General features: G+C 71.0%; 19 protein-coding genes. 18 read left to right on the top strand and 1 reads right to left on the bottom strand.

Annotated elements, in window-relative coordinates:
• The first annotated feature begins 4 nt into the window (after positions 1–4).
• The 15 genes from mreC (at position 5) to Acor_RS15925 (ending at position 17,779) form a co-directional block, all read left to right on the top strand.
• The gene (mreC, locus tag Acor_RS15995) at positions 5–925 is read left to right on the top strand and encodes a rod shape-determining protein MreC (RefSeq protein WP_155337435.1); all 921 of its coding nucleotides are present in this window, start codon (positions 5–7) and stop codon (positions 923–925) included.
• Position 926: 1 nt separating this feature from the next.
• A complete protein-coding gene (gene mreD / locus Acor_RS15990; RefSeq protein ID WP_155337434.1) occupies positions 927–1,430 on the top strand; it encodes a rod shape-determining protein MreD in 504 nt (167 codons plus the stop codon).
• Between the two features lie 5 nt (positions 1,431–1,435).
• Positions 1,436–3,472, top strand: a complete 2,037-nt coding sequence (gene mrdA / locus Acor_RS15985; protein ID WP_246238682.1) for a penicillin-binding protein 2 — start codon at positions 1,436–1,438, stop codon at positions 3,470–3,472.
• Positions 3,469–4,641, top strand: coding sequence for a rod shape-determining protein RodA (rodA, locus tag Acor_RS15980; RefSeq protein ID WP_155337432.1), 1,173 nt, complete (start codon positions 3,469–3,471; stop codon positions 4,639–4,641). The genes mrdA and rodA overlap by 4 nt, the downstream gene beginning before the upstream one ends.
• 115 nt (positions 4,642–4,756) lie before the next feature.
• Positions 4,757–5,002, top strand: a complete 246-nt coding sequence (locus Acor_RS15975) for a hypothetical protein (protein ID WP_155337431.1) — start codon at positions 4,757–4,759, stop codon at positions 5,000–5,002.
• Between the two features lie 54 nt (positions 5,003–5,056).
• Positions 5,057–6,475 (top strand): NsdA family TPR-like regulatory protein, encoded by a 1,419-nt coding sequence (locus Acor_RS15970; RefSeq protein ID WP_155337430.1) that lies wholly within the window; start codon positions 5,057–5,059, stop codon positions 6,473–6,475.
• A complete protein-coding gene (locus Acor_RS15965; RefSeq protein WP_155337429.1) occupies positions 6,472–7,356 on the top strand; it encodes a phosphotransferase family protein in 885 nt (294 codons plus the stop codon). The genes Acor_RS15970 and Acor_RS15965 overlap by 4 nt, the downstream gene beginning before the upstream one ends.
• Positions 7,357–7,374: 18 nt before the next feature.
• The gene (locus Acor_RS15960) at positions 7,375–9,285 is read left to right on the top strand and encodes a TIGR03960 family B12-binding radical SAM protein (RefSeq protein ID WP_155337428.1); all 1,911 of its coding nucleotides are present in this window, start codon (positions 7,375–7,377) and stop codon (positions 9,283–9,285) included.
• Between the two features lie 143 nt (positions 9,286–9,428).
• Positions 9,429–10,160: a TIGR03936 family radical SAM-associated protein gene (locus Acor_RS15955; protein WP_155337427.1), complete on the top strand. Its 732-nt coding sequence runs from the start codon at positions 9,429–9,431 to the stop codon at positions 10,158–10,160.
• A 103-nt stretch (positions 10,161–10,263) separates the two neighbouring features.
• Entirely contained in the window at positions 10,264–13,125 is a 2,862-nt protein-coding gene (locus Acor_RS15950) for an Rne/Rng family ribonuclease (RefSeq protein ID WP_155337426.1), read from the top strand.
• A 180-nt stretch (positions 13,126–13,305) separates the two neighbouring features.
• Positions 13,306–13,620, top strand: a complete 315-nt coding sequence (gene rplU, locus Acor_RS15945; protein ID WP_155337425.1) for a 50S ribosomal protein L21 — start codon at positions 13,306–13,308, stop codon at positions 13,618–13,620.
• A gap of 6 nt (positions 13,621–13,626) precedes the next feature.
• On the top strand, positions 13,627–13,884 hold the full coding sequence (gene rpmA / locus Acor_RS15940) for a 50S ribosomal protein L27 (protein ID WP_155337424.1): 258 nt from the start codon (positions 13,627–13,629) through the stop codon (positions 13,882–13,884).
• 168 nt (positions 13,885–14,052) lie between these two features.
• Positions 14,053–15,402, top strand: a complete 1,350-nt coding sequence (obgE, locus tag Acor_RS15935; RefSeq protein ID WP_155337423.1) for a GTPase ObgE — start codon at positions 14,053–14,055, stop codon at positions 15,400–15,402.
• 41 nt (positions 15,403–15,443) lie between these two features.
• Positions 15,444–16,517, top strand: a complete 1,074-nt coding sequence (gene proB, locus Acor_RS15930; protein ID WP_155337454.1) for a glutamate 5-kinase — start codon at positions 15,444–15,446, stop codon at positions 16,515–16,517.
• A 14-nt stretch (positions 16,518–16,531) separates the two neighbouring features.
• Positions 16,532–17,779 carry a glutamate-5-semialdehyde dehydrogenase gene (locus Acor_RS15925; protein WP_155337422.1) on the top strand — a complete coding sequence of 416 codons (1,248 nt, stop codon included), beginning with the start codon at positions 16,532–16,534 and terminating at the stop codon, positions 17,777–17,779.
• Here Acor_RS15925 and Acor_RS15920 read toward each other — a convergent pair.
• On the bottom strand, positions 17,776–18,423 hold the full coding sequence (locus tag Acor_RS15920) for a LuxR C-terminal-related transcriptional regulator (protein ID WP_155337421.1): 648 nt from the start codon (positions 18,421–18,423) through the stop codon (positions 17,776–17,778). The genes Acor_RS15925 and Acor_RS15920 overlap by 4 nt on opposite strands.
• 130 nt (positions 18,424–18,553) lie before the next feature.
• On the opposite strand from Acor_RS15920, the gene Acor_RS15915 reads away from it, so the two are divergent.
• From Acor_RS15915 to Acor_RS15905, 3 genes are read left to right on the top strand one after another with little or no spacing between them, the layout of a single operon-like run.
• Entirely contained in the window at positions 18,554–18,736 is a 183-nt protein-coding gene (locus Acor_RS15915; protein WP_155337420.1) for a hypothetical protein, read from the top strand.
• Positions 18,733–19,176, top strand: a complete 444-nt coding sequence (locus Acor_RS15910) for a DoxX family protein (protein WP_155337419.1) — start codon at positions 18,733–18,735, stop codon at positions 19,174–19,176. Before Acor_RS15915 ends, Acor_RS15910 begins: the two co-directional genes overlap by 4 nt.
• A gap of 53 nt (positions 19,177–19,229) precedes the next feature.
• Positions 19,230–21,089 carry a serine/threonine-protein kinase gene (locus tag Acor_RS15905; RefSeq protein ID WP_155337418.1) on the top strand — a complete coding sequence of 620 codons (1,860 nt, stop codon included), beginning with the start codon at positions 19,230–19,232 and terminating at the stop codon, positions 21,087–21,089.
• Positions 21,090–21,111: the final 22 nt, after the last annotated feature.

Genomic DNA, 21,111 nt, shown 5'->3' with positions numbered 1-21,111 from the left:
GGCGATGAGGGACACACGGCGGACGCGGATCGTGGTGGGCACGCTGCTGGCGGGCTCACTGGTGCTGATCACGCTGGATCACCGCAGCGAGAACGTACCGGTGCTCGGGCCGATCCGGGGGGTGGTCGCGGGGGCGTTCGGCGCGGCCGAACGCGCCACGGCGGCGGTGACCGAACCGGTCGGCGCGTTCTTCGGGGCGCTGGCGGGCGCGTCGACGGCGCAGCGGCAGATCCAGCAGCTGTCCGCCGAGAACGGCAGGCTGCGCGGCGAGCTGACCGCGCAGCGGCTGGACAAGACGCGGGCTACGCAGCTGCAGGGCATGCTGGGCCTGGCCGGCCGGGGCGGCTACCGGGTCGTCCCGGCGCAGGTGATCGCGCGGCGGTCGGCGCCCGGGTTCGAGGAGGCCGTGGAGATCGACGCGGGCGCCAAGGACGGCCTCCGGCGCGACATGACGGTGCTCAACGCCGACGGCCTGGTCGGCCGGGTGGTGCAGGCGCAGGCGCATACCGCGACCGTGGTGCTGCTGTCGGATCCGGCCTCCTCGGCGGGGGCGCGGCTGGAGGGCGGCAACGAGCTCGGCGTGGTCAGCGGCCTGGGGCAGAACGGCAGCGACGGGCGGTTCGTCCGGTTCCGGCTGCTGGACTCGGCGGCGCCGCTGACGGTCGGGCACCGGATCGTCAGTTTCGGTTCGCTGCAGGGCACGCCGTATGTGGCGGGTGTCCCGGTCGGCGTGATCGAGCGGGTGGAGGCCACGCCAGGCGAGCTCACCCGCACCGCCTACGCGCGGCCGTTCGCCGATCTGACCTCGCTGGACGTGGTCGGCGTGGTGGTCCAGGCCCCGGCCAGGGCGCCCCGCGACTCGGTCCTGCCGGGCGGGCAGCCGGACGTGCAGAAGCCGCGCAAAAAACGCGACCCGAAGGTCTGACATGGGCCGGAACCTCGGCACCGCGGCGCTGATCTTCGGCGCGCTGGTGGTGCAGATGACCTTGATCAACCGGATGGGTTTCGCGGTCGCGCCTGATCTGGTGCTGCTGGCGGTGATCGCGCTGGCCGCGCTGCGCGGCCCGACGGCGGGCGCGGTCATCGGGTTCCTGGCCGGGCTCGCCGCCGACCTCGCCCCGCCCACCGACCACGTGCTGGGGCAGTACGCGCTGGTGATGTGCCTGACCGGATACCTGGCCGGGCGGGGGGCGGACCGGGCGCCGATGCTGTCGGTGGCCGCCTGCGCCGTGGGCGCGCCCGCGTTGGCGGTGGCGGTCGGGTCGCTGCTGGGCGATCCCGGCGTGGACTGGTCGACGTTCGTGGCCGTCTGGCCGGGCGCGGCGCTGTGCAACCTGGTGGCCGCGCCGTTCGTGGTGTGGGCGGTGCACGCGCTCTTCCGGCCGCGCCGGTCCAAGGACGTCCTGGTAATGGGATGGAGGCGGCCGTGAGCCGGATGCGTACCCGTTTCGTGGTCCTGCACGTGATGGTGCTGTCGTTGCTGGCGGTGCTGGCCGTGCGGCTCTGGCAGGTCCAGGTGGTGCGCGGGCCCGAGTTCGTCGCGGTCGCGACCGAGACGCGGACCAGGGATGTGGTGGTGCCGGCCATCCGGGGGCAGATCCTGGATTCGGCCGGTCGGCCGCTGGTGCGTAACCGGTCCGGGCTGGTCGTGTCGATCGACAGGACCCGGCTGGAACGCATGCGGGACAAGGGCGCGGGGGTGCTGGCGAGGCTGGCGGCCGTGCTCGGGTCGACGCCGGAGACGTTGCGGGAGCGGATCCGCGCCTGCGGGCCGGGGGTGACGCGGCCGTGCTGGACGGGCTCGCCGTACCAGCCGATTCCGGTGGATGACGCGGTGACCACCAGGGAGGCGCTCCAGATTCTGGAGCGTCAGGAGGATTTTCCGGGTGTGACGGCCGAGGTGCAGGCGGTGCGGGAGTATCCGGGGCGGAGCCACGCGGCGCAGGTGCTCGGGTATCTGCAGCCGGTCACCGAGCACGAGCTGGAGAAGCGTAAAGGGCTGAAGACCAGCTATTCGGGTGTGGACCTGGTCGGGCGGGACGGACTTGAGTCGGTCTACGACCAGGCGCTGCGCGGGAAGCCGGGGCTGCGGCGGGTGCAGGTCGACCGGATGGGCAAGGTCATCGGGATCGAGCAGCAGGTCGCGCCGGTGCCGGGGGACACGCTGATCACCAGCATCGACGCCGGGGTGCAGGGCCTGGTGGAGAAGGCGCTGGCCGGGGCGATGAAGCGGGCGCCGCAGGCGGACGGCGCGGCCGGGGTGGTGCTGGACGTGCGGACCGGGCGGGTGATCGCGATGGGCAGCATGCCCACCTATGACCCTTCGGTGTGGACGGGCGGGATCTCCGAGAACGAATATCAGCGGCTGCTGTCGGACAAGTCCGGCCGTCCGCTGGTGTCCCGCGCGATCAAGGGCACCTTCGCGCCCGGCTCGACGTTCAAGGTCACCTCGGTGTCGGCGATGGTCAAGGACGGGTATCCGCTGAAGGGCATCTACGACTGCCCGGGGGCGTTCATGGTCGGCAGCCGGCCGTTCCACAACTTCCGCGGGATCGGGCTCGGCCCGATGAACCTGCACACCGCGCTGGTGAAGTCGTGCGACACGATCTTCTACCGGGCCGCGTACGAGATGTGGCTGCGCGACGGCGGCATGAAGCCGAAGGCCAAGACCAAGGATCCGATGGCGGCGATGTCCCGGGCGTACGGGTTCGGGAAGGTCACCGGGATCGACATTCCCGGCGAGTCGCCGGGGCGGATTCCGGACCGGTACTGGAAGAAGAACCTGTGGGCGGCCACCCGGGCGACGAACTGCATCCGGGCCAAGTCCGGATATCCGGAGGTCAAGGACGCGAGCAGGGCGGCGTTCCTGAAGCGGCTGGCGTACGAGAACTGCCTGGAGGGCTTCCAGTGGCGGGCGGGTGACGCGGCCAACTTCTCGATCGGGCAGGGCGACGTGCTGGTGACGCCGCTGCAACTGGCCAACGCGTACGCGGCGCTGGTCGGGGACGGCAAGGTGCGCAGCCCGCGGATCGCCTGGGCGCTGGTCCGGCCGGACGGCACCAGGGTCAAGGAGATCAAGCCGCCGGTGATCGGCAAGCTGTCGATCAACGAGGAGACCCGGGCCTACATCAAGAACGCGCTCAGCCAGGTGGCCTCGGACGGAACTGCGGCCGGGGCGTTCGGCGGCTTCCCGATGAACCTGGTCCGCATCGGCGGCAAGACCGGCACGGCCGAGGTGTACGGCAAAACCGACACCTCCTGGTTCGCCTCATTCGCGCCCGCGGAGAAGCCGCGTTTCGTGGTCGTCGTCATGGTCTCCCAGGGCGGCATGGGCGGTTCGGCCGCCGCCCCGGCGGTCCGCGAGATCTACGAAGGCATGTACGGCTTCGGCAAGGACCACGCGCCCCCCGTCCTCACCGAACCCGCCAAGAACCCACCGGTGATCAAGCCCGACGGGACGGTGAAGCGATGATCCCCGTATCGGCGGTGCCCCGCCGCAGGTCGCTGGCGAGCCGCGCGGTCGGCGAGGGCTCCGCGCTCCGCCGGATGGACGGCATCCTGCTGGTCGCGGTGGCCGCGCTGTGCGTGATCGGCACCATGCTGGTCTGGTCGTCCACCCGGACCTGGGCCTCGGTGGAGCCGACCGGACTGGTCAAGAAGCACGTGCTCAACCTGGGCATCGGCTCCGCCCTGCTCAGCGCGGTGGCGCTGGTCGACCCGCACCGGCTGCGGGCGTACGCGCCGGTGGTGTACGCGGTCGCGATGCTCGCCCTGATCGTCGTGGTCACCCCGATCGGCACCACGGTCAACGGCTCGCACTCGTGGATCATGCTCGGCGGCGGTTTCGCCATGCAGCCGTCCGAGCTGGCCAAACCGGCGCTGATCCTGCTGCTGGCCATGCTGCTGGCCGAACCGGCCGAGGGCACCGACCGGCCCAAGACGCTGGACATCATGTTCGGGCTGGCGGCGGCCGGGCTGGCGATGGCGCTGGTGATGCTCCAGCCCGACCTGGGCACCACCATGGTGCTGTCGGTGATCACCGGCGGGGTCCTGATCTTCTCGGGGGTCCGGAAGCGCTGGATCGGCCTGGTGCTGGCGGCTGCGGTGATCGGGGCGGGGCTGGTGTGGTCGCTGGGGCTGCTGCAGCCGTACCAGGTGGCGCGGTTCACCGCGTTCCTGAATCCGGCCAGCGACCCGCGCGGGGTGGGCTACAACAGCACCCAGGCGCTGATCGCGATCGGTTCCGGCGAGGTCTACGGGAAGGGCCTGTTCCACGGCGGGCAGACCACCGGGCGGTTCGTGCCGGAGCAGCACACCGACTTCATCTTCACCGTGGCGGGGGAGGAGTTCGGCTTCCTGGGCGCCGCGACGGTGATCGCGCTGCTCGGCGTGGTGCTGCTGCGCGGGCTGCGGATCGCCCGCGCGTGCGAGGACCGGTTCGGGGCGCTGGTGGCCGGCGGGGTCGTCTGCTGGTTCGCATTCCAGATGTTCATTAACGTGGGGATGACGATTGGCATCATGCCGATCACGGGCCTGCCCTTGCCGTTCGTCTCCTACGGCGGCACGGCGACCTTCGCGAACATGATCGGAATCGGGTTTCTGCAGGCCATCCACATCAGAGAGCGTAGTTACATGGGGTGAGAGCGGGTCGCAGGATCCTGCGACCCGCTCTCACTGGCGCGACCCTCGTCAAGCGAACAATCTGGGAACGTCCACTGAATGTGCGATGACGCCATTTCGCGAAGACGGAGGAACGGTGACTCCGGACGACGAGGTGCAGGAGCGCGGGCGCGCTTTGGACCTGCTCCGAAAGGCATTTCCCGACTACCGGATCGTGTACGGCGGCGGCCGTTGGGCAGCCGCGGCGGCCGGGAACCCCCCCACGGTGTGGTTCGCCCAGACGGCGAGCAGCCTGTGCGGTCAGCTCTTCCTCGCCCAGTTGCGCAACGGCGGCACGGTGGGACCGTTCCGCGCGGAGAGCGACTCGCAGTGCGCCCGGTGACCGTTTCGTAACGAGCGCCGGGCTAGCGTGGTAGTGCCCCCTCTTGGAGAGTCAATGAGCCATTCCGCCCGTGACCGTTCGGCCATCCAGTTCGCCGGCGCCATCCGGGACCGCACCCTCGCGGCCCTGGGTGAAGCGCCGTCGACCGCCGTCATCCATCAGATCGCCGAGGAGATCCACCTCAGCTCCCCCCAGACCTCCCGGTTGAAATGCATGCGGCTGGCCAACGGCTGGACGGTGGAGGAGGCGATCGACCGGTTCCACCACATGTGCGACAGCTCCGGGATCAAGCGCCGCGGCCTGACCGAGCGCTCCTGGCGCGAGTGGGAGGCCGGCGCCCGCCCGGACCGCGAGTACACCGACCTGCTCTGCCGCCTGTTCGAGACCGGCCCGGTCCAGCTGGGCTTCGCCCGCGACTACACGCCGGAGGAGGCCCGCCGGGCCCAGGCGGGGGCGGGCGACCCGATCGCGGACGCCGCCCTGGAGGCCAGCGAGCACGCCGAGGAGGCCGAGACCAGCGAGCTCGGCTCTGGCGCGCTGGAACGGCTGCGCACCCAGGTGGTGTGGGTCGGCCGGAGGTACGTGTGGGAGACGCCGCTGCCGCTGTTCGTGGAGATGCGGGCGTTGCAGGAGCAGACCAGGAAGGCGCTGGACCGCCGGATCCATCCGACCCAGGCGGGCGAGCTTTATTTCCTGACGGGCGCGCTGTGCGGGCTGATGGCCAACGCCAGCATGGACATGGGCCGCCGGATCCCCGCCGACACACTGGCCAGGGCGGCTTGGACGTATGGGCGGATCTCCGGGCATCCGTCGCTGATGGGCTGGGCCCGCGGCATGCAGGCGTCGGTGGCGCTCTGGGACCGCCGCTACGAGGACGCGGCCCGGTACGCGGGAGACGCCCTCACCCACCTGTCCACCGGCAGCGGGGGCGCCAGGCTGCACATGCTCAGGGCGCGCGCCAGCGCGATGCTGGGCCGCTCCGCCGAAGCCAAGGACGAGCTGCGCAAGGCCGCGGAAGCCCGCGCGTCTGGCCGTCACGACGAACTGCACGACGAGATCGCCGGCGAATTCGCCTTCCGGCCCGCCAAGGAGCACTACTACGCGGCCGTCACCCACCTGCACCTCGGCCAGGCTCCCCGGGCGATCGAGGAGGCCAGAGCCGCCATCCAGCTCTACTCCGCCGACGAGCGGGAGAACCGCTCCTACGGCTGCGAGGCGATGGCCCGCGCCCACCTGGCCATCGCCTACGTCCTGGAGGACGACCAGGACGGCGCCGAACGCGCGGTGGCGCCTTTACTCGAACTGCCACCTGAACGCAGGATCGACAGCCTGGGCGCCACCCTGGCCGCCAGCAGGGCGCTGGTGTCGGACCGGATGGCCCAGCAGATCGAGGGATTCTGCTCGGTCGGCCTGGCCCAGAACCGCGACCTCTTCCCCACTTTCGACGCCCCGGCCCGGGCGCTGAACACATGAGCGCTCCCACTGTCGCCGGGGTTCCCGCGGCGCTCGCGCAAGCCTGCCTCGCCGCCGGACTCGACCCGGCAGGCGCCCGCCTGCTGCGCAGCTTCGCCAACGCCGTCTACCTGCTGCCGGGCGAGGCCGTGGTGGTACGCCTGTCGGACGCGAACGCGCTCGGCAAGTACGACCGCCTGGTCACCTCGCTCAAGGTCACCCGCTGGCTGGTCGAGCAGGGTTTCCCCGCCACCCTGCCGCTCGACGTCAAGCAGCCGCTGGCCGTGGACGGCGCGCTGGCCACCTTCTGGCACTACGAGGAGCACGCCGGGCCGCCCCCGGACCCGGCGCCGCTCGGCCTGATGCTCCGGCGGCTGCACGCGCTGCCGCCGGTGCCGTTCGACCTGCCGACCTTCGACCCTTTCGGCACGATCAGGCGGGCCATCGCGGCCAGCCGGGCGATCGACGACGAGGAGCGCGAGTGGCTGACCGAACGGTGCTCGGCGCTCTCCGACGCCTACTACGAGCGGCTGGAGTTCGCTCTGCCGTACGGGCTGGTGCACGGTGACGCGCACCGGGGCAACCTGCTCCGTACACCTGAGGGACTCCTGCTGTGCGACTGGGACTCGGTGAGCGCCGGGCCTCGCGAGATCGACCTGGTGCCCACGCTGGTGGGGGCCCGGTTCGGGTTGACCGAGGCGGAACGGGATGGATTCGTGGAGTCGTACGGGTATGACGCCAGGAACTGGCCCGGGTACGGCGTGCTGCGCGACACCCGGGAGCTCCAGACGCTGACGGCCGTGCTCAGGAACGCGCACCGGGATCCCGGATCGCGGGCGGAGCTACGATTCCGGCTCGCTTCGTTACGGGCGGGTGACGACCGTACCTGGCACGCCTTCTGAAGCGGATACCCTTGGACCATGTCTGTCGAGTCCCTGTTCCCCCGCCTGGAACCGCTGCTGCCCAAAGTGCAGAAGCCGATCCAGTATGTGGGGGGTGAGCTGAACTCGACCGTCAAGGATTGGGATGAGGCCACAGTCCGCTGGGCGCTGATGTATCCGGACGCCTACGAGGTCGGCCTGCCCAACCAGGGCGTGCAGATTCTGTACGAGATCCTCAACGAGCTCCCGGACACCATGGCCGAGCGCACCTACGCGGTGTGGCCCGACCTGGAGGCGCTGATGCGCGCCGAGGGCGTGCCCCAGTTCACCGTGGACGGGCACCGGCCGGTGCGCGCCTTCGACGTGCTCGGGGTGTCCTTCTCCACCGAACTCGGCTACACCAACATGCTGACCGCGCTCGACCTGGCGGGGATCCCGCTGCACGCGGTCGATCGGACCGACGACGATCCGATCGTGCTGGCCGGTGGGCACGCCGCGTTCAACCCGGAGCCGGTCGCCGACTTCCTCGACGCCGCCGTGCTCGGCGACGGCGAGCAGATCGCGATCGCCATCTCCGAACTGGTCCGGGAGTGGAAGGCCGAGGGTGAGCCGGGCGGCCGGGACGGGGTGCTGCTGCGCCTCGCCGAGACCGGCGGCGTCTACGTGCCCAAGTTCTACGACGTGGAGTATCTGCCCGACGGCCGGATCAAGCGGGTGGTGCCCAACCGTCCCGGCGTTCCCTCCCGGGTGTTCAAGCACACCGTGATGGACCTGGACGAGTGGCCGTACCCGAAGAAGCCGCTGGTCCCGCTGGCCGAGACCGTGCACGAGCGGTTCAGCGTGGAGATCTTCCGCGGCTGCACCCGGGGCTGCCGGTTCTGCCAGGCGGGGATGATCACCCGCCCGGTGCGGGAGCGGTCGATCACCGTCATCGGCGACATGGTGGCCAACGGGGTCAGGGAGTCCGGCTTCAACGAGGTCGGCCTGCTGTCGCTGTCCAGCGCCGACCACTCCGAGATCGCCGAGGTCGCCAAGGGCCTCGCGGACCGGTATGAGGGCACCAACACGTCGCTGTCCCTCCCGTCCACCCGGGTCGACGCGTTCAACATCGACCTGGCCAACGAGTTCTCCCGCAACGGGCGCCGCTCCGGCCTGACCTTCGCACCCGAAGGCGGCTCCGAGCGGATGCGCAAGGTGATCAACAAGATGGTCACCGAGGAGGACCTGATCCGCACCGTCACCACCGCCTACACGCAGGGGTGGCGGCAGGTGAAGCTGTATTTCATGTGCGGCCTGCCCACTGAGGAGGACATCGACGTCCTCGGCATCGCCGACCTGGCCAAGAAGGTCATCAAGGCCGGCCGTGAGGCCACCGGTTCCCGGGACATCCGCTGCACGGTCTCCATCGGCGGCTTCGTCCCCAAACCGCACACCCCGTTCCAGTGGGCCGCCCAGTGCGACCACGAGACGGTGGACCGGCGGCTCCGCGAACTCCGCAACAGCCTGCGCAACGACAAGCAGTATGGCAAGGCCATCGGATTCCGCTACCACGACGGCAAGCCGTCCATCGTGGAGGGCCTGCTCTCCCGGGGGGACCGGCGGGTCGGCGCGGTGATCGAGGCCGTCTGGGCGGCCGGCGGCCGGTTCGACGGCTGGAGCGAGCACTTCTCCTACGAACTCTGGATGAAGTCGGCCGCCGAAGTCGGCGTGGACGTGGACTGGTTCACCGTCCGCGAACGCGAGGAGCACGAGGTGCTCCCGTGGGACCACCTCGACGCCGGCCTCGACCGCGAGTGGCTCTGGCAGGACTGGCAGGACGCCGTCAACGACGTCGAGGTCGAGGACTGCCGCTGGACGCCGTGTTACGACTGCGGCGTCTGCCCGACCATGGGGACCGAGATTCAGATCGGGCCGACCGGGCGGAAGTTGCTGCCGCTGACCGTCGTGTGAACGACGCGTGGGGGCGGCATATGCTGAGAGAAGAATTTCTGACTAGTACAACATCGAAAGACCATCGATAACAGGAAAGACGAGACCGGAAGGACGACGGAACACTGAAACCCGTTCCCGATGGGCCCCCGCCCGCGCCCGTGGTGCAGCGCCTTCGTGTGCGTTACGCCAAGCGTGGACGGTTGCGCTTCACCAGTCACCGCGACATCTCCCGCGCGCTCGAACGAGCGGTGCGGCGGGCTGGCATTCCGGTGGCGTACAGCGCGGGGTTCAGTCCACATCCGAAGATCTCTTACGCCGGAGCCGCCCCGACCGGGGTGGCGAGTGAGGCCGAGTACCTGGAGATCGGGGTGAGCCGCGCGTGTGATCCGCTCCGGCTCCGCGCCGACCTGGACGCCTCGCTTCCGCCGGGCTTGGACGTGCTCGACGTGGTCGAGGCACGCGCGGGGAGCCTGGCCGACCGGCTGGAAGGATCGATGTGGGAGGTGCGGCTGACCGGGGTGGACCCGGCCGAGGCCGCATCGGCGGTGGCGGTGTTTCTGGCCGCGGCGAGTGTGGCCGTGGAGCGCCTGACCAAGAAGGGGATGCGTGCGTTCGACGCACGCCAGGCGGTCCAGACCCTCACCGTGGTGACTGACGCGGATGGAACGGCAGGTCAGGAGCCGATTCACTCGTGTGTCATACTTCGCATGGTTGTTCGGCACGAAACTCCTGCCGTTCGGCCCGATGACGTGCTCATGGGTTTGCGTCTCGTGGCAGGCTTCGCGCCGCCGTCACCCCCCGCGGTGACCAGGCTGGCGCAGGGGCCGCTCGACGCGATGACCGGTGAGCCCGCCGACCCGCTCGAAGCCGACCGGGTTGGTGGAGACCTATAGGACTTGCCGCCGCGGCCCCGTGAGGAGGCCAGGCGGACCGCGAGAGACGAATGCTCCCGCGCGGCGCGGAAACGCGCCCGGGGGCTGACGGGAGAGCGCCCGCATGCTCGACAACGAGCCCACTGTCGGCGATACGACAACAGAACAGCACACCAACGAGACGAAGACCGTGCGCCGCCGCGCCAGTCGTCCGGCCGGGCCTCCGCCCGAGCCCGACGACCTCCCGCCGGCGCCGGCGATTCAGGCTGCCGCCGCCCAGGCGCTGGCCGGTGCCAGCGTGGGTACGGCGGTCGCCGAGAAGCCCAAGCGCACCCGCACCAGGCGGACGCCGGCCGAACCTGCCGCTGCCGCGCCGGAGACCGAGGCGGCCGAGGTCGCGCAGGTCGCCGAGGTCGCGGCCGTCGCGGAGAAGCCGAAGCGCGCCACCCGCCGCCGGACCAAGGTCACGGACGAGGCCCCTGAGGCCCCTGAGGCCCCTGAGGCCCCTGAGGCCCCTGAGGCCCCTGAGGCCGTTGAGACGGCTGCGGCCGTTGAGGCCCCGGCGGCGCCCGAGGCCGTGGCGGTCACGGAGGAGCCGGTCAAGCCGGTCCGCCGGACCAGGACCCGCAAGAAGGTCGAACCCGCCGAGACGCCTGTTGCCGCGGCATCGGAGGAGAAGGCGCCGGTCGAGGAGGCCCCGGTCACCCGCCGCCGGACCCGCAAGAAGGCCGACGACGCAGATCATCACCCGGAACGATCCAGCGCGATGAGCGCCGCCGAAGCCCAGGTGGCCGCCGCGATGCTGCTGGCCATGCCCGCCGAGGAGCCGCTGGACGACGAGCCCGCCGGGGAGGACCTGGACGAGGATCTGACCCCGCAGGCGCGGCTGGTGGCCGACCCGTTCGGGCTGTCCGCGGCCCGGCAGGCCGATCTGCCGCCGGTGCCCTTCCAGCCGCCCGCCGCCGTCTTCCAGCCGCTGTTCCAGGCCCCGGACCCGTTCGCGGCCAAGCAGGTCCCGGCGAAGCAGGCGCCGGCCAAGCCCGCCGTACCCGTGCCGGTCGAGCCGGTCGAGGAGCCGGAGCCGGTCACCGCCGAGGCCGAGGAGGCCGAGGACGGCGACGACGAGCAGGGCGAGGACGGCTCCCGCCGCCGGCGTCGCCGCCGGGGCGGCCGCGGCCGTGGCCGGGCCCGCGAGAACGACGAGCAGGGCGAGGACGAGAGCGGCGACGAGGAACCCGCCGAGGAGGAGGACGCGCAGGCCGCGTCCGCCGACGAGGACGGCGAGCAGACCGGTTCCCGGCGTCGCCGCCGGCGGCGCAGGCGGGGCGCCGACGAGGCCGAGCCGATCGCCGACGACCCGCCGAACACGGTGGTCCGGATCCGCGCGCCCCGCGCCGGGCGGACCGCCCTGTCCACCACCACGTCCGTGGACGAGGTGCAGGGCTTCCGCGGCTCCACCCGCCTGGAGGCGAAGAAGCAGCGCCGCCGCGAGGGCCGCGAGATGGGCCGCCGCCGCCCGCCGATCATCACCGAGTCGGAGTTCCTGGCCCGGCGCGAGGCGGTCGAGCGGGTCATGGTCGTGCGCAGGCACGGCGGCCGCACCCAGATCGCGGTGCTGGAGGACGGCGTCCTGGTCGAGCACTACGTGGACCGCGAGGCCAGCCAGTCCTACGTCGGCAACGTGTACCTGGGCAAGGTGCAGAACGTGCTGCCGTCGATGGAGGCGGCGTTCGTGGACATCGGCAAGGGCCGCAACGCGGTGCTGTACGCCGGTGAGGTGAACTTCGACACCGCCGGTCTGGAAGGCCAGCCGCGCCGGATCGAGGCGGCGCTCAAGTCCGGCCAGCCGGTGCTGGTGCAGGTCACCAAGGACCCGATGGGCCACAAGGGCGCCCGGCTGACCTCCCAGATCAGCCTGCCCGGCCGTTACCTGGTCTACGTGCCCGACGGTTCCATGACCGGCATCTCGCGCAAGCTCCCGGACAAGGAGCGCACCCGGCTCAAGCAGATCCTGCGCAAGGTGATGCCGGAGAACGCGGGCGTGATCGTGCGCACCGCCGCCGAGGGCGCCTCCGAGGACGAGCTGGGCCGGGACGTGGCACGGCTGTCGGCGCAGTGGGAGGCGATCCAGCGCAAGGCCAAGTCGGCCAGCCCGCCGGAGCTGCTGTCCGGCGAGCCCGACCTGACCGTGCGGGTGGTCCGGGACGTCTTCAACGAGGACTTCGCCTCGCTGGTGGTCTCCGGCGACGAGGTCTGGGAGGACGTGGACGACTATGTCAGCCATGTCGCCCCGCACCTGGCCGAGCGGCTGTCCCAGTGGGACGAGCCGGGGGACGTGTTCGCCGCCTACCGGGTGGACGAGCAGATCTCCAAGGCGATGGAGCGCAAGGTCTGGCTGCCGTCCGGCGGCTCGCTGGTGATCGACAGGACCGAGGCGATGACCGTCGTCGACGTCAACACCGGCAAGTTCACCGGCCACGGCGGCAACCTGGAGGAGACCGTCACCAGGAACAACCTGGAGGCGGCCGAGGAGATCGTGCGTCAGCTCCGGCTCCGCGACGTCGGCGGCATCATCGTCATCGACTTCATCGACATGGTGCTGGAGAACAACCGGGACCTGGTGCTGCGGCGGCTGCTGGAGTGCTTGGCCCGGGACCGGACCAAGCACCAGGTGGCCGAGGTCACCTCGCTCGGTTTGGTGCAGATGACCCGCAAGCGGGTCGGCCAGGGCCTCCTGGAGGCGTTCTCCACGCCCTGCGACTGCTGCCACGGCCGCGGCCTGATCGTCTCGACCGAGCCGGTCGAGAACAAGCCTGAGCCGCGCGGCACCCAGGGCAAGATGGCCATCGAGAAGACCGTCGCCGAGAAGCTCGGCGAAGGTTCGGCGGTCGCCGCCGACGACGGCCGGGACAGCGTGACCGACAGTTTCGACGAGGGACAGCCACGTGGGCGGCGACGCTCCCGGCGGTCCAGATCGGCGGATTAGACAGACTTCCTAGCTCCGGTGTTCCGCCCGGTTCGACCTCGGTCCCGTTAATCCGGTACCCTTGTCAATCGGTGCGCCTGGTGGCGTGCCTGGCTTCGCGCGCTCCCCTGGTCCGCCGGCAACGTATCCAGCGATCGGGTGTCGAGGCGCAGCATCCAGCAGACAAGAAGGGTTTCCGCGGTGTACGCGATCGTTCGTTGCGGCGGCAGGCAGCAGAAGGTCTCCGTGGGAGACATCATCGAAGTGGACACGGTCGCCGGTGAGATCGGATCCACGTTTGCGCTGCCGGCGATTCTCGTCGTCAACGACGGCGATGTCACCACCGACCCGGCCGTGCTCGGCAAGTTCCAGGTGACCGCCGAAATTCTCGGCGCGACCAAGGGTCCTAAGATCCGCATCCTCAAGTACAAGAACAAGACCGGTTACAAGAAGCGCCAGGGGCACCGCCAGCGGTACACCCAGGTGAAGGTCACCGGCATCAACCCTGGGAAGTAGGGAGTCATGGCACACAAGAAGGGCGCCTCGTCCACCCGGAACGGCCGCGACTCCAACGCCCAGCGTCTGGGAGTCAAGCGTTTCGGCGGGCAGCTCGTGAACGCCGGTGAGATCATCATCCGGCAGCGCGGCACCCACCACCACCCGGGCGACAACGTCGGCCGTGGCGGCGACGACACGCTGTTCGCGCTCGTCGCGGGCCACGTGCAGTTCGGTCGCAGGCGCGGACGTCGCGCGGTGAGCATCATCCCGGTCGCGGAGTAAATCCCGCACATACCGGAGGACGAGGCGGGTCGGTGAGTTCCGATCCGCCTCGTTTCGTTTCTATTAACGAGAAACCCGTTCCATAGACAGCCGCACAGCTGCCGACCAGGCGACTCACCGCTGCGGCTGCCCAGATCACGAATTTCTCATTAATAAAGGAAGCAGGCCATGGCTGATTTCGTCGACCACGTCATCTTGCACATCAAGGCGGGTGACGGCGGCAACGGCTGCGCTTCCGTCCACCGGGAGAAGTTCAAACCCCTCGGCGGCCCCGACGGCGGCAACGGCGGCCCCGGCGGTGACGTGATCCTGGAGGTGGACGCCAACACCTCCACGCTGCTGGAGTACCACCACCGGCCGCACCGCAAGGCGGGCAACGGCAAGCAGGGCGCGGGTTCCAACCGGGACGGCGCGCACGGCGAGGACCTGGTCCTGCCGGTCCCCAACGGCACCGTGGTGAAGAACGCGGCGACCGGGGAGGTGCTGGTCGACCTGATCGGCGCCGGCACCCGTTACGTGGCCGCTCAGGGCGGTTTCGGGGGTCTTGGCAACGCGGCCCTGGCCTCCTCCAAGCGCAAGGCGCCCGGGTTCGCGCTGCTGGGCGAGCCGGGCGACGCGTCCGACATCGTGATGGAGCTGAAGACCGTCGCGGACGTCGCGCTGGTCGGCTTCCCGAACGCCGGCAAGTCCTCGCTGATCGCGGCGCTCTCGGCGGCCCGGCCGAAGATCGCCAACTATCCGTTCACCACGCTGATCCCGAACCTGGGCGTGGTCACGGCGGGCGAGGTCATCTACACGGTGGCCGACGTGCCCGGCCTGATCCCCGGAGCGTCCGAGGGCAAGGGGCTCGGGCACGAGTTCCTGCGGCACGTCGAGCGCTGCTCCACGATCGTGCACGTGCTGGACTGCGCGACCATGGATCCTGGCCGTGATCCGCTCACCGACTTCGACGTCATCGAGGCGGAGCTGGAGGCGTACGGGTCGTTGCAGGATCGGCCGCGCATGGTCGTGCTCAACAAGGTGGACGTGCCGGAGGCGCGGGAGCTCGCCGATCTGGTCCGGCCGCTGCTGGCCGAGCGTGGGCTGCGGGTGTTCGAGATCTCCGCCGCGTCGCATGAGGGGCTGACGCCCCTGGCGTACGCGATGGGGGAGATGGTGACGCGGGCCCGCGCCGAGAAGCCGGTCGAGGAGCCCACCCGGCTGGTCATCCGGCCCAAGCAGCTCGGCGACACCGGGTTCAAGCTGCGCCGGGTCAACGACGTCATGTTCCAGCTCACCGGCGAGAAGCCGGAGCGCTGGATCCGGCAGACCGACTTCACCAACGACGAGGCCGTCGGCTACCTGGCCGATCGGCTGGAGCGGCTCGGCGTCGAGGAGGCGCTCATCGAGGCGGGCGCCGAGGTGGGGGTGGAGGTCGTCATCGGGTCCATGGAGAACGGCTATATCTTCGACTGGCGGCCCTCGGAGGCCGCTCAGACCCGCATCGGCGGCCCCCGGGGCTCCGACAGCCGACTGTAAGGAGTCACGTGGCCAGGGACAGGGTCCGCACCGCGGCGCGGATGGTGGTCAAAGTGGGCTCGTCCTCGCTGACCACCCCGCAGGGCATGATCGACGTCGACCGGGTGGACGCACTGGTCGACGTGCTGGCCGCCCGCCGCCAGACGGGCACCCAGGTCGTCCTGGTCTCGTCCGGCGCGATCGCGGCCGGGCTCGGCCCGCTCGGCCTGCGGGCCCGGCCCAAGGACCTGGCCACCCAGCAGGCCGCCGCCTCGGTCGGCCAGGGCGTCCTGATCGCCCGCTACACCTCCTCCTTCGCCCGGTACGGCTTGCGCGTCGGCCAGGTCCTGCTCACCGCCGACGACATGATGCGCCGCTCGCACCACCGCAACGCCCAGCGCACCCTGGCCCGGCTGCTGGAGCTCGGCATCGTGCCGGTGGTCAACGAGAACGACACGGTGGCCACCGACGAGATCCGGTTCGGCGACAACGACCGCCTGGCCGCCCTGGTCGCGCACCTGACCCACGCGGACGCGATGGTCCTGCTCTCCGACGTGGACGCGCTCTACGACGGCGACCCGCGCAAGCCCGGCTCGGCCAGGATCGCGGAAGTGCGCGGCCCTGAGGACCTGGACGGTGTGGAGCTCGGCAGCGGCGGCAGCGTCGGCACCGGCGGCATGGTCACGAAGGTGCAGGCCGCCAAGATCGCCACAGGTGCGGGCGTCCCCGTGGTGCTCACCGCGGCCGCGCACGCCGCGCACGCGCTGGCCGGCGCCGACGTCGGCACTTACTTCCATCCGGGCGGCCGGCACCCCGGCACCCGGCTGCTCTGGCTGGCGCACGCCGCCACCGGCCGGGGGCGGCTGCACCTGGACTCCGGAGCGGTCGAGGCGGTTGTCGAGCGCCGTATGTCGCTGCTGCCCGCCGGTGTACTGAAGGTTGAGGGCGATTTCGCGGCCGGCGACCCCGTCGACCTGTACGGCCCGCACGGCCACCCGGTGGCCCGCGGCCTGGTCAACTTCGACGCCGCGGAGATCCCCGACCTGCTCGGCCGATCCACCCGCGAACTGGCCAGCGCCCTCGGCCCCGAATACGAACGCGAACTGATCCACCGTGACGACATCGTCATCCTGTAATGGAGGTATCCGCGATGAGTGAGTTTCTGAAGGTCGCCCAGGCGGCGAAGGACGCCGCCCAGCTGCTGGCTCCGCTGCCGCGCGCCCCGAAGGACCGTGCCCTGCGCGCCCTCGCGGACGCACTGGTGGCCAGGGCGGACGAGATCGTGGCCGCCAACGCCGAGGACGTCGCCAAGGCCCGCGAGGGCGGCACGTCCGAGGCGATGATCGACCGGCTGCGGCTGGACGTGGCCCGGGTGGCGAAGATCGCGGACGCGGTCCGCGAGGTGGCCGACCTGCCGGACCCGGTCGGCGAGGTGGTCCGCGGCAGCACCCTGCCCAACGGCCTCGAACTGCGGCAGCTGCGGGTGCCGCTGGGCGTGATCGGCATCATCTACGAGGGCCGCCCGAACGTGACCGTGGACGCGGCGGCGCTCTGCCTGAAGAGCGGCAACGCCGTGCTGCTGCGCGGCTCGTCGAGCGCGTACGAGTCCAACACGGTGCTGGTGCGGATCATGCAGGAGGCTCTCGCCGGGACCGAGGTGCCCGCCGGGGCGGTGCAGTTGGTGCCCGGCCTGACCCGGGACTCGGTCAAGGAGCTGATGCGGGCGCGCGGCCTGGTGGACGTGCTGATCCCGCGCGGCGGCGCGTCCCTGATCAGCAGCGTGGTGGAGGAGTCCACCGTCCCCGTGATCGAGACCGGCGTCGGCACCTGCCACGTGTACGTGGACGCTGACGCCGATCAGGACATGGCGCTGTCGATCCTGGTGAACGCGAAGGTCCAGCGCCCCTCGGTCTGCAACGCGGCCGAGACCTTCCTGGTGCACGCCGACATCGCCGACGAGTTCGTGCCGAAGGCGCTGGCGGTTCTCAAGAACGAGGGCGTCACCGTGCACGGTGACATGGCGGTCGCCGCGTACAGTCCTGACGTGGTTCCCGCCACGGAAGAGGACTTCTTCGCCGAATACCTGTCCCTGGACATCGCGGCGGCCGTGGTCGGCTCCCTGGACGACGCCGTCGCCCACATCCGCCGATACGGCTCGGGGCACACCGACGCCATCATCACCCGCTCCCAGCCGGCCGCCCGCCGCTTCGTGGCACTGGTCGACTCGGCGGCGGTGGCCGTGAACGCGTCCACCCGCTTCACTGACGGCGGCGAGTTCGGGTTCGGCGCGGAGATCGGCATCTCCACCCAGAAACTGCACTCGCGCGGCCCGATGGGCCTGCCCGAGCTGACCTCCACCAAGTGGATCTTCACGGGGGACGGGCACATCCGGGCCTAGACCGCCGCCCCCACCAGCCGCCGGGAGCCCAGGCCCGCGTCTCGGGCCAGCAGGGCGGCGTCCACCCTGCTGGCCGCCTCCAGCTTGGTCAGCACGTTGCTGACGTGGTTGCGCACCGTCTTGGGCGCCAGGTGTAGTTCGCGGGCGATCTCGGCGTTGGAGCGGCCGTCCGCCAGCCGCTCCAGCACCTCGTGCTCACGCTGGGTCAGGCCGGGAAAAGGGCTGCTCTGGCCCCGGCTGGTCATCCGGGTCAGCACACTCGGCCCCAGCCCCCGGCCGAACACCATGTGGCCGAGCGCCACCGAGCGCACCGCCGCCGCGATCTCGCCGGGGCTGGTGCCCTTCAGCAGGTAACCCTGGGCGCCCGCGCGCAGGGCCGTGACCAGGTCGCCCTCGTCGGAGCTCCCCAGCGCCAGCACCCGGACGTCCGGGCAGCGACGGCTCAGGTAGTCCAGCGCGTCCAGCATGCCCAGATCGATGAGCACTACATCCGGGTGCAGGCGGACGGCGAGCCGGAGCGCGTCGAGGGCGTCACTGGCGGTCCCGATCACGGTGATGCCGGTCTCGCGCTCCAGCGCGAAGCGCATTCCCTCCGCGTACAGCGGATGCTGGTCCGCCACGACCGCGGTGATGGTCCCGCTCATGTGTTCCTCCAACCGACGACGGCCTGATCAAAGAGTGACGTAATGGGCTTGGGAACGACTTGGCGGTCACTAGCGCCTGGGCGCGTGTCGCTACCGGTGGCTTTCCGTAGCGTCACCTTCACTTGTGGTTATGGATGTACTTATCGCACTGGGCTTCGCGGTGGTGGTACTGGTCATCGCCGACCGGCTGTTGCTGCTGCTGGAGAGTCACGGCCACCTGAACTGGCGCAGGAACGGCCGGAAGAAACTGCCCGCGGAACCGGGCGTCGACCTGGAAAGGCTGCTCGACGAGCCGGTCGGGGAAAGCCGGTGAGACGCGCCCTCTACGACCTGGCCGCGCTGGTCGGGCGGGTGGCGCTGGGGGTCGTCTTCATCGGGCACGGGTGGGCCAAATACCAGCGGGGGGTGGAGGCGACGGCGAAGGGCTTCGCGGACTGGAGCATTCCGGCGCCGCGGATCTCGGCCTATTTCGCGATCATCGCCGAGTTGGGCGGCGGGATCCTGCTGGTGCTGGGGCTGCTGACCATGCTGGCCGGGACCGCGCTGTTCGTGCTGATGGCGGGCGCGCTCATCTTCGTGCACGCTGGCAACGGCATCCTGCTGGCCAACTCCGGCTTCGAACTGGTGCTGGCGCTCGGCGCGGTCGCGCTGCTGCTGGCGGTGGCCGGGCCGGGCCGGATCAGCCTCGACTACCTGCTTTTCGGGCGTCGCCGGGAGGCCAAATCGGGCGCGTCGGTGCCGCAACCCGCGTGACACGGCGTGCCTCCCGCGAATTGCCGGGAGGGTCCACTAGCGTGGGCGACCCTATGGGTGGACGTCTGGGGCGGGTCGGCCCGTACGCGCTGCTGGAGCGGCTGGGCCGTGGCGGCATGGGCGAGGTCTACCTCGCGTCCACCCGGCGCGGCGAGCAGGTCGCCCTGAAGATGCTCCGCGATCCGATCGAGGACGACGCGGAGGCCCGATTACGTCTCGACCGTGAGGTGCGCGCGCTGCGCCGGGTCGAGAGCCCCTACGTGGCCCAGGTGCTGGACGCCGATCTGTCCGGTGATCGGCCGTATCTGGTGATGGAGCACATCAAGGGGGAGACGCTGCTCGACGCGGTCCGGCGGCGCGGGCCGCTGGCCCAGGGTGAGCTGGTCTCGGTCGCGCAGGGGCTGGCGACGGCGCTGGCGATCATTCACGCGGCCGGGGTGGTGCATCGGGACCTCAAACCGGCCAATGTGCTGATCGGTGAGGACGGCCCGGTTCTGATCGACTTCGGGATCGCGCAGGTTCTGGACGCGACCCGGCTCACCAGGACCGGCACCTTTCTCGGCACTCCGGGTTACGCGGCCCCCGAGTTGTTCGCCGATGAGGTGGTGGGGGAGCCCGCCGATGTGCACGCCTGGGCGGCGACGGTGGCTTTCGCGGCGACCGGGCGGCCCACTTTCGGGCGGGGGACGGTCGAGTCCCAGATGTACGCGATCCTGCACGGTCAGGCCGACCTCAAGGGCGTGCCGGCGGCGCTGCTGCCACTGATCAGGGCCGCTCTCAACCGGGAACCGGCCAAGCGCCCGACCGCCGCCCTGCTCGCCGACCGGCTGCACCGCCTGGCGCGGGCGATCGCCCCAGCCGAGGCGGACGAGCCGGAGCCCGAAGAGCCGGAAGAGGAAGAGGACGAGCCGGGATTCCGCTTGTTCGGGCGGAAGAAGGACGTCAAGAAATCCCCAAGAGGGGACGAAGCCGAAGGCCCCTCGGAGGCGGCCAAGCCCTCCGGCCCGGCGAACCGGAAGGCTTCCCGCGCGACCGGGGGCCGGAACCGGGCGGCCGGGGAGTCCGAATCCGCCTCGCGCACGACCCGGGGCCGGGGCGCCACGGAACCTGAAGCGAACGCCCGCGCGACCGGCGGTCGTGGCCGGGGCGCCACCGAGCCAGAATCGAACGCCCGCGCGACCCGGGGCCGGGCCGCCACCGAGCCGGAATCGAATGCCCGCCCGACCCGGGGCCGGGGCAACGCGGAGCCCGAATCGGCCGCCCGCGCGACCGGTGGCCGGGGCCGGGCGGCGGCGGAGCCCGAATCGGGGTCCCGCGCCGCCGGTGGCCGGAGCCGGGCCGGTGCGGAGGCCGAGTCCGCGCTCGCCGCCGAGGCGGTCGTCGAGGTGGGCTCGGGGATTCCGACCGGGAACGCGGCCCTGGCCGTGCTGGCCACGCTGGCGGTGCCGTGCGTGGTGGTGTCCGTCGTCTACCCGGTGTCCACCTTCGCGATCACCGGGACGTTCGTGGTGCTGACCAGGGCGCTGTGGAGCGGGCACTGGCTGGTCCGGAGGCGGCGGTCCGCGAAGGTCCGCAGCGTGCTCCGGGTGGCGTCGTTCCCGCTGACCCTGGCCGGGTCGCTGCTCGCCGCCCTGGCCTGGCCGGGCGTACCGGCCGGGGTGGCCGCGTTCGCCACGCTCTGGCTGACCGGGGGCGGGCGGCTGGCGCCGGACTGGTGGAATCAGCCGGTGCCGGTCACGGTGGCGGGGGTGGTGTTCGGGGTGGTGTGCGGCGGTATCATCGGGCGCGAGGTCGAGCGGATCGGGGCTGAGCTGCCCGACATGCGGCGGGAAGGGCTCCGGGCGCTCGCTGTGCTGGGCGGGTTCGTGGCGTTGTGCGCCGCCGCCGTACGGGCCATCGCGCTGTTCGTCTAGAAACGTTCGGCTAGGAAGGGAG

Source organism: Acrocarpospora corrugata, assembly GCF_009687845.1.
Lineage (GTDB): Bacteria > Actinomycetota > Actinomycetes > Streptosporangiales > Streptosporangiaceae > Acrocarpospora > Acrocarpospora corrugata.
This window is presented reverse-complemented; position numbering and strand designations above follow the sequence as displayed.

Excerpts from the sequence above, each read along its gene's own strand:
- Acor_RS15905 (WP_155337418.1), top strand. The coding sequence starts at position 19,230 with ATGGGTGGACGTCTGGGGCGGGTCGGCCCGTACGCGCTGCTGGAGCGG.
- Acor_RS15915 (WP_155337420.1), top strand. The coding sequence starts at position 18,554 with ATGGATGTACTTATCGCACTGGGCTTCGCGGTGGTGGTACTGGTCATC.
- proB (WP_155337454.1), top strand. The coding sequence starts at position 15,444 with ATGGTGGTCAAAGTGGGCTCGTCCTCGCTGACCACCCCGCAGGGCATG.
- Acor_RS15960 (WP_155337428.1), top strand. The coding sequence starts at position 7,375 with ATGTCTGTCGAGTCCCTGTTCCCCCGCCTGGAACCGCTGCTGCCCAAA.
- mreC (WP_155337435.1), top strand. The coding sequence starts at position 5 with ATGAGGGACACACGGCGGACGCGGATCGTGGTGGGCACGCTGCTGGCG.
- mreD (WP_155337434.1), top strand. The coding sequence starts at position 927 with ATGGGCCGGAACCTCGGCACCGCGGCGCTGATCTTCGGCGCGCTGGTG.
- rodA (WP_155337432.1), top strand. The coding sequence starts at position 3,469 with ATGATCCCCGTATCGGCGGTGCCCCGCCGCAGGTCGCTGGCGAGCCGC.
- obgE (WP_155337423.1), top strand. The coding sequence starts at position 14,053 with ATGGCTGATTTCGTCGACCACGTCATCTTGCACATCAAGGCGGGTGAC.
- Acor_RS15965 (WP_155337429.1), top strand. The coding sequence starts at position 6,472 with ATGAGCGCTCCCACTGTCGCCGGGGTTCCCGCGGCGCTCGCGCAAGCC.
- Acor_RS15925 (WP_155337422.1), top strand. The coding sequence starts at position 16,532 with ATGAGTGAGTTTCTGAAGGTCGCCCAGGCGGCGAAGGACGCCGCCCAG.
- mrdA (WP_246238682.1), top strand. The coding sequence starts at position 1,436 with ATGCGTACCCGTTTCGTGGTCCTGCACGTGATGGTGCTGTCGTTGCTG.
- Acor_RS15920 (WP_155337421.1), bottom strand. The coding sequence starts at position 18,423 with ATGAGCGGGACCATCACCGCGGTCGTGGCGGACCAGCATCCGCTGTAC.
- Acor_RS15970 (WP_155337430.1), top strand. The coding sequence starts at position 5,057 with ATGAGCCATTCCGCCCGTGACCGTTCGGCCATCCAGTTCGCCGGCGCC.
- rpmA (WP_155337424.1), top strand. The coding sequence starts at position 13,627 with ATGGCACACAAGAAGGGCGCCTCGTCCACCCGGAACGGCCGCGACTCC.
- Acor_RS15950 (WP_155337426.1), top strand. The coding sequence starts at position 10,264 with ATGCTCGACAACGAGCCCACTGTCGGCGATACGACAACAGAACAGCAC.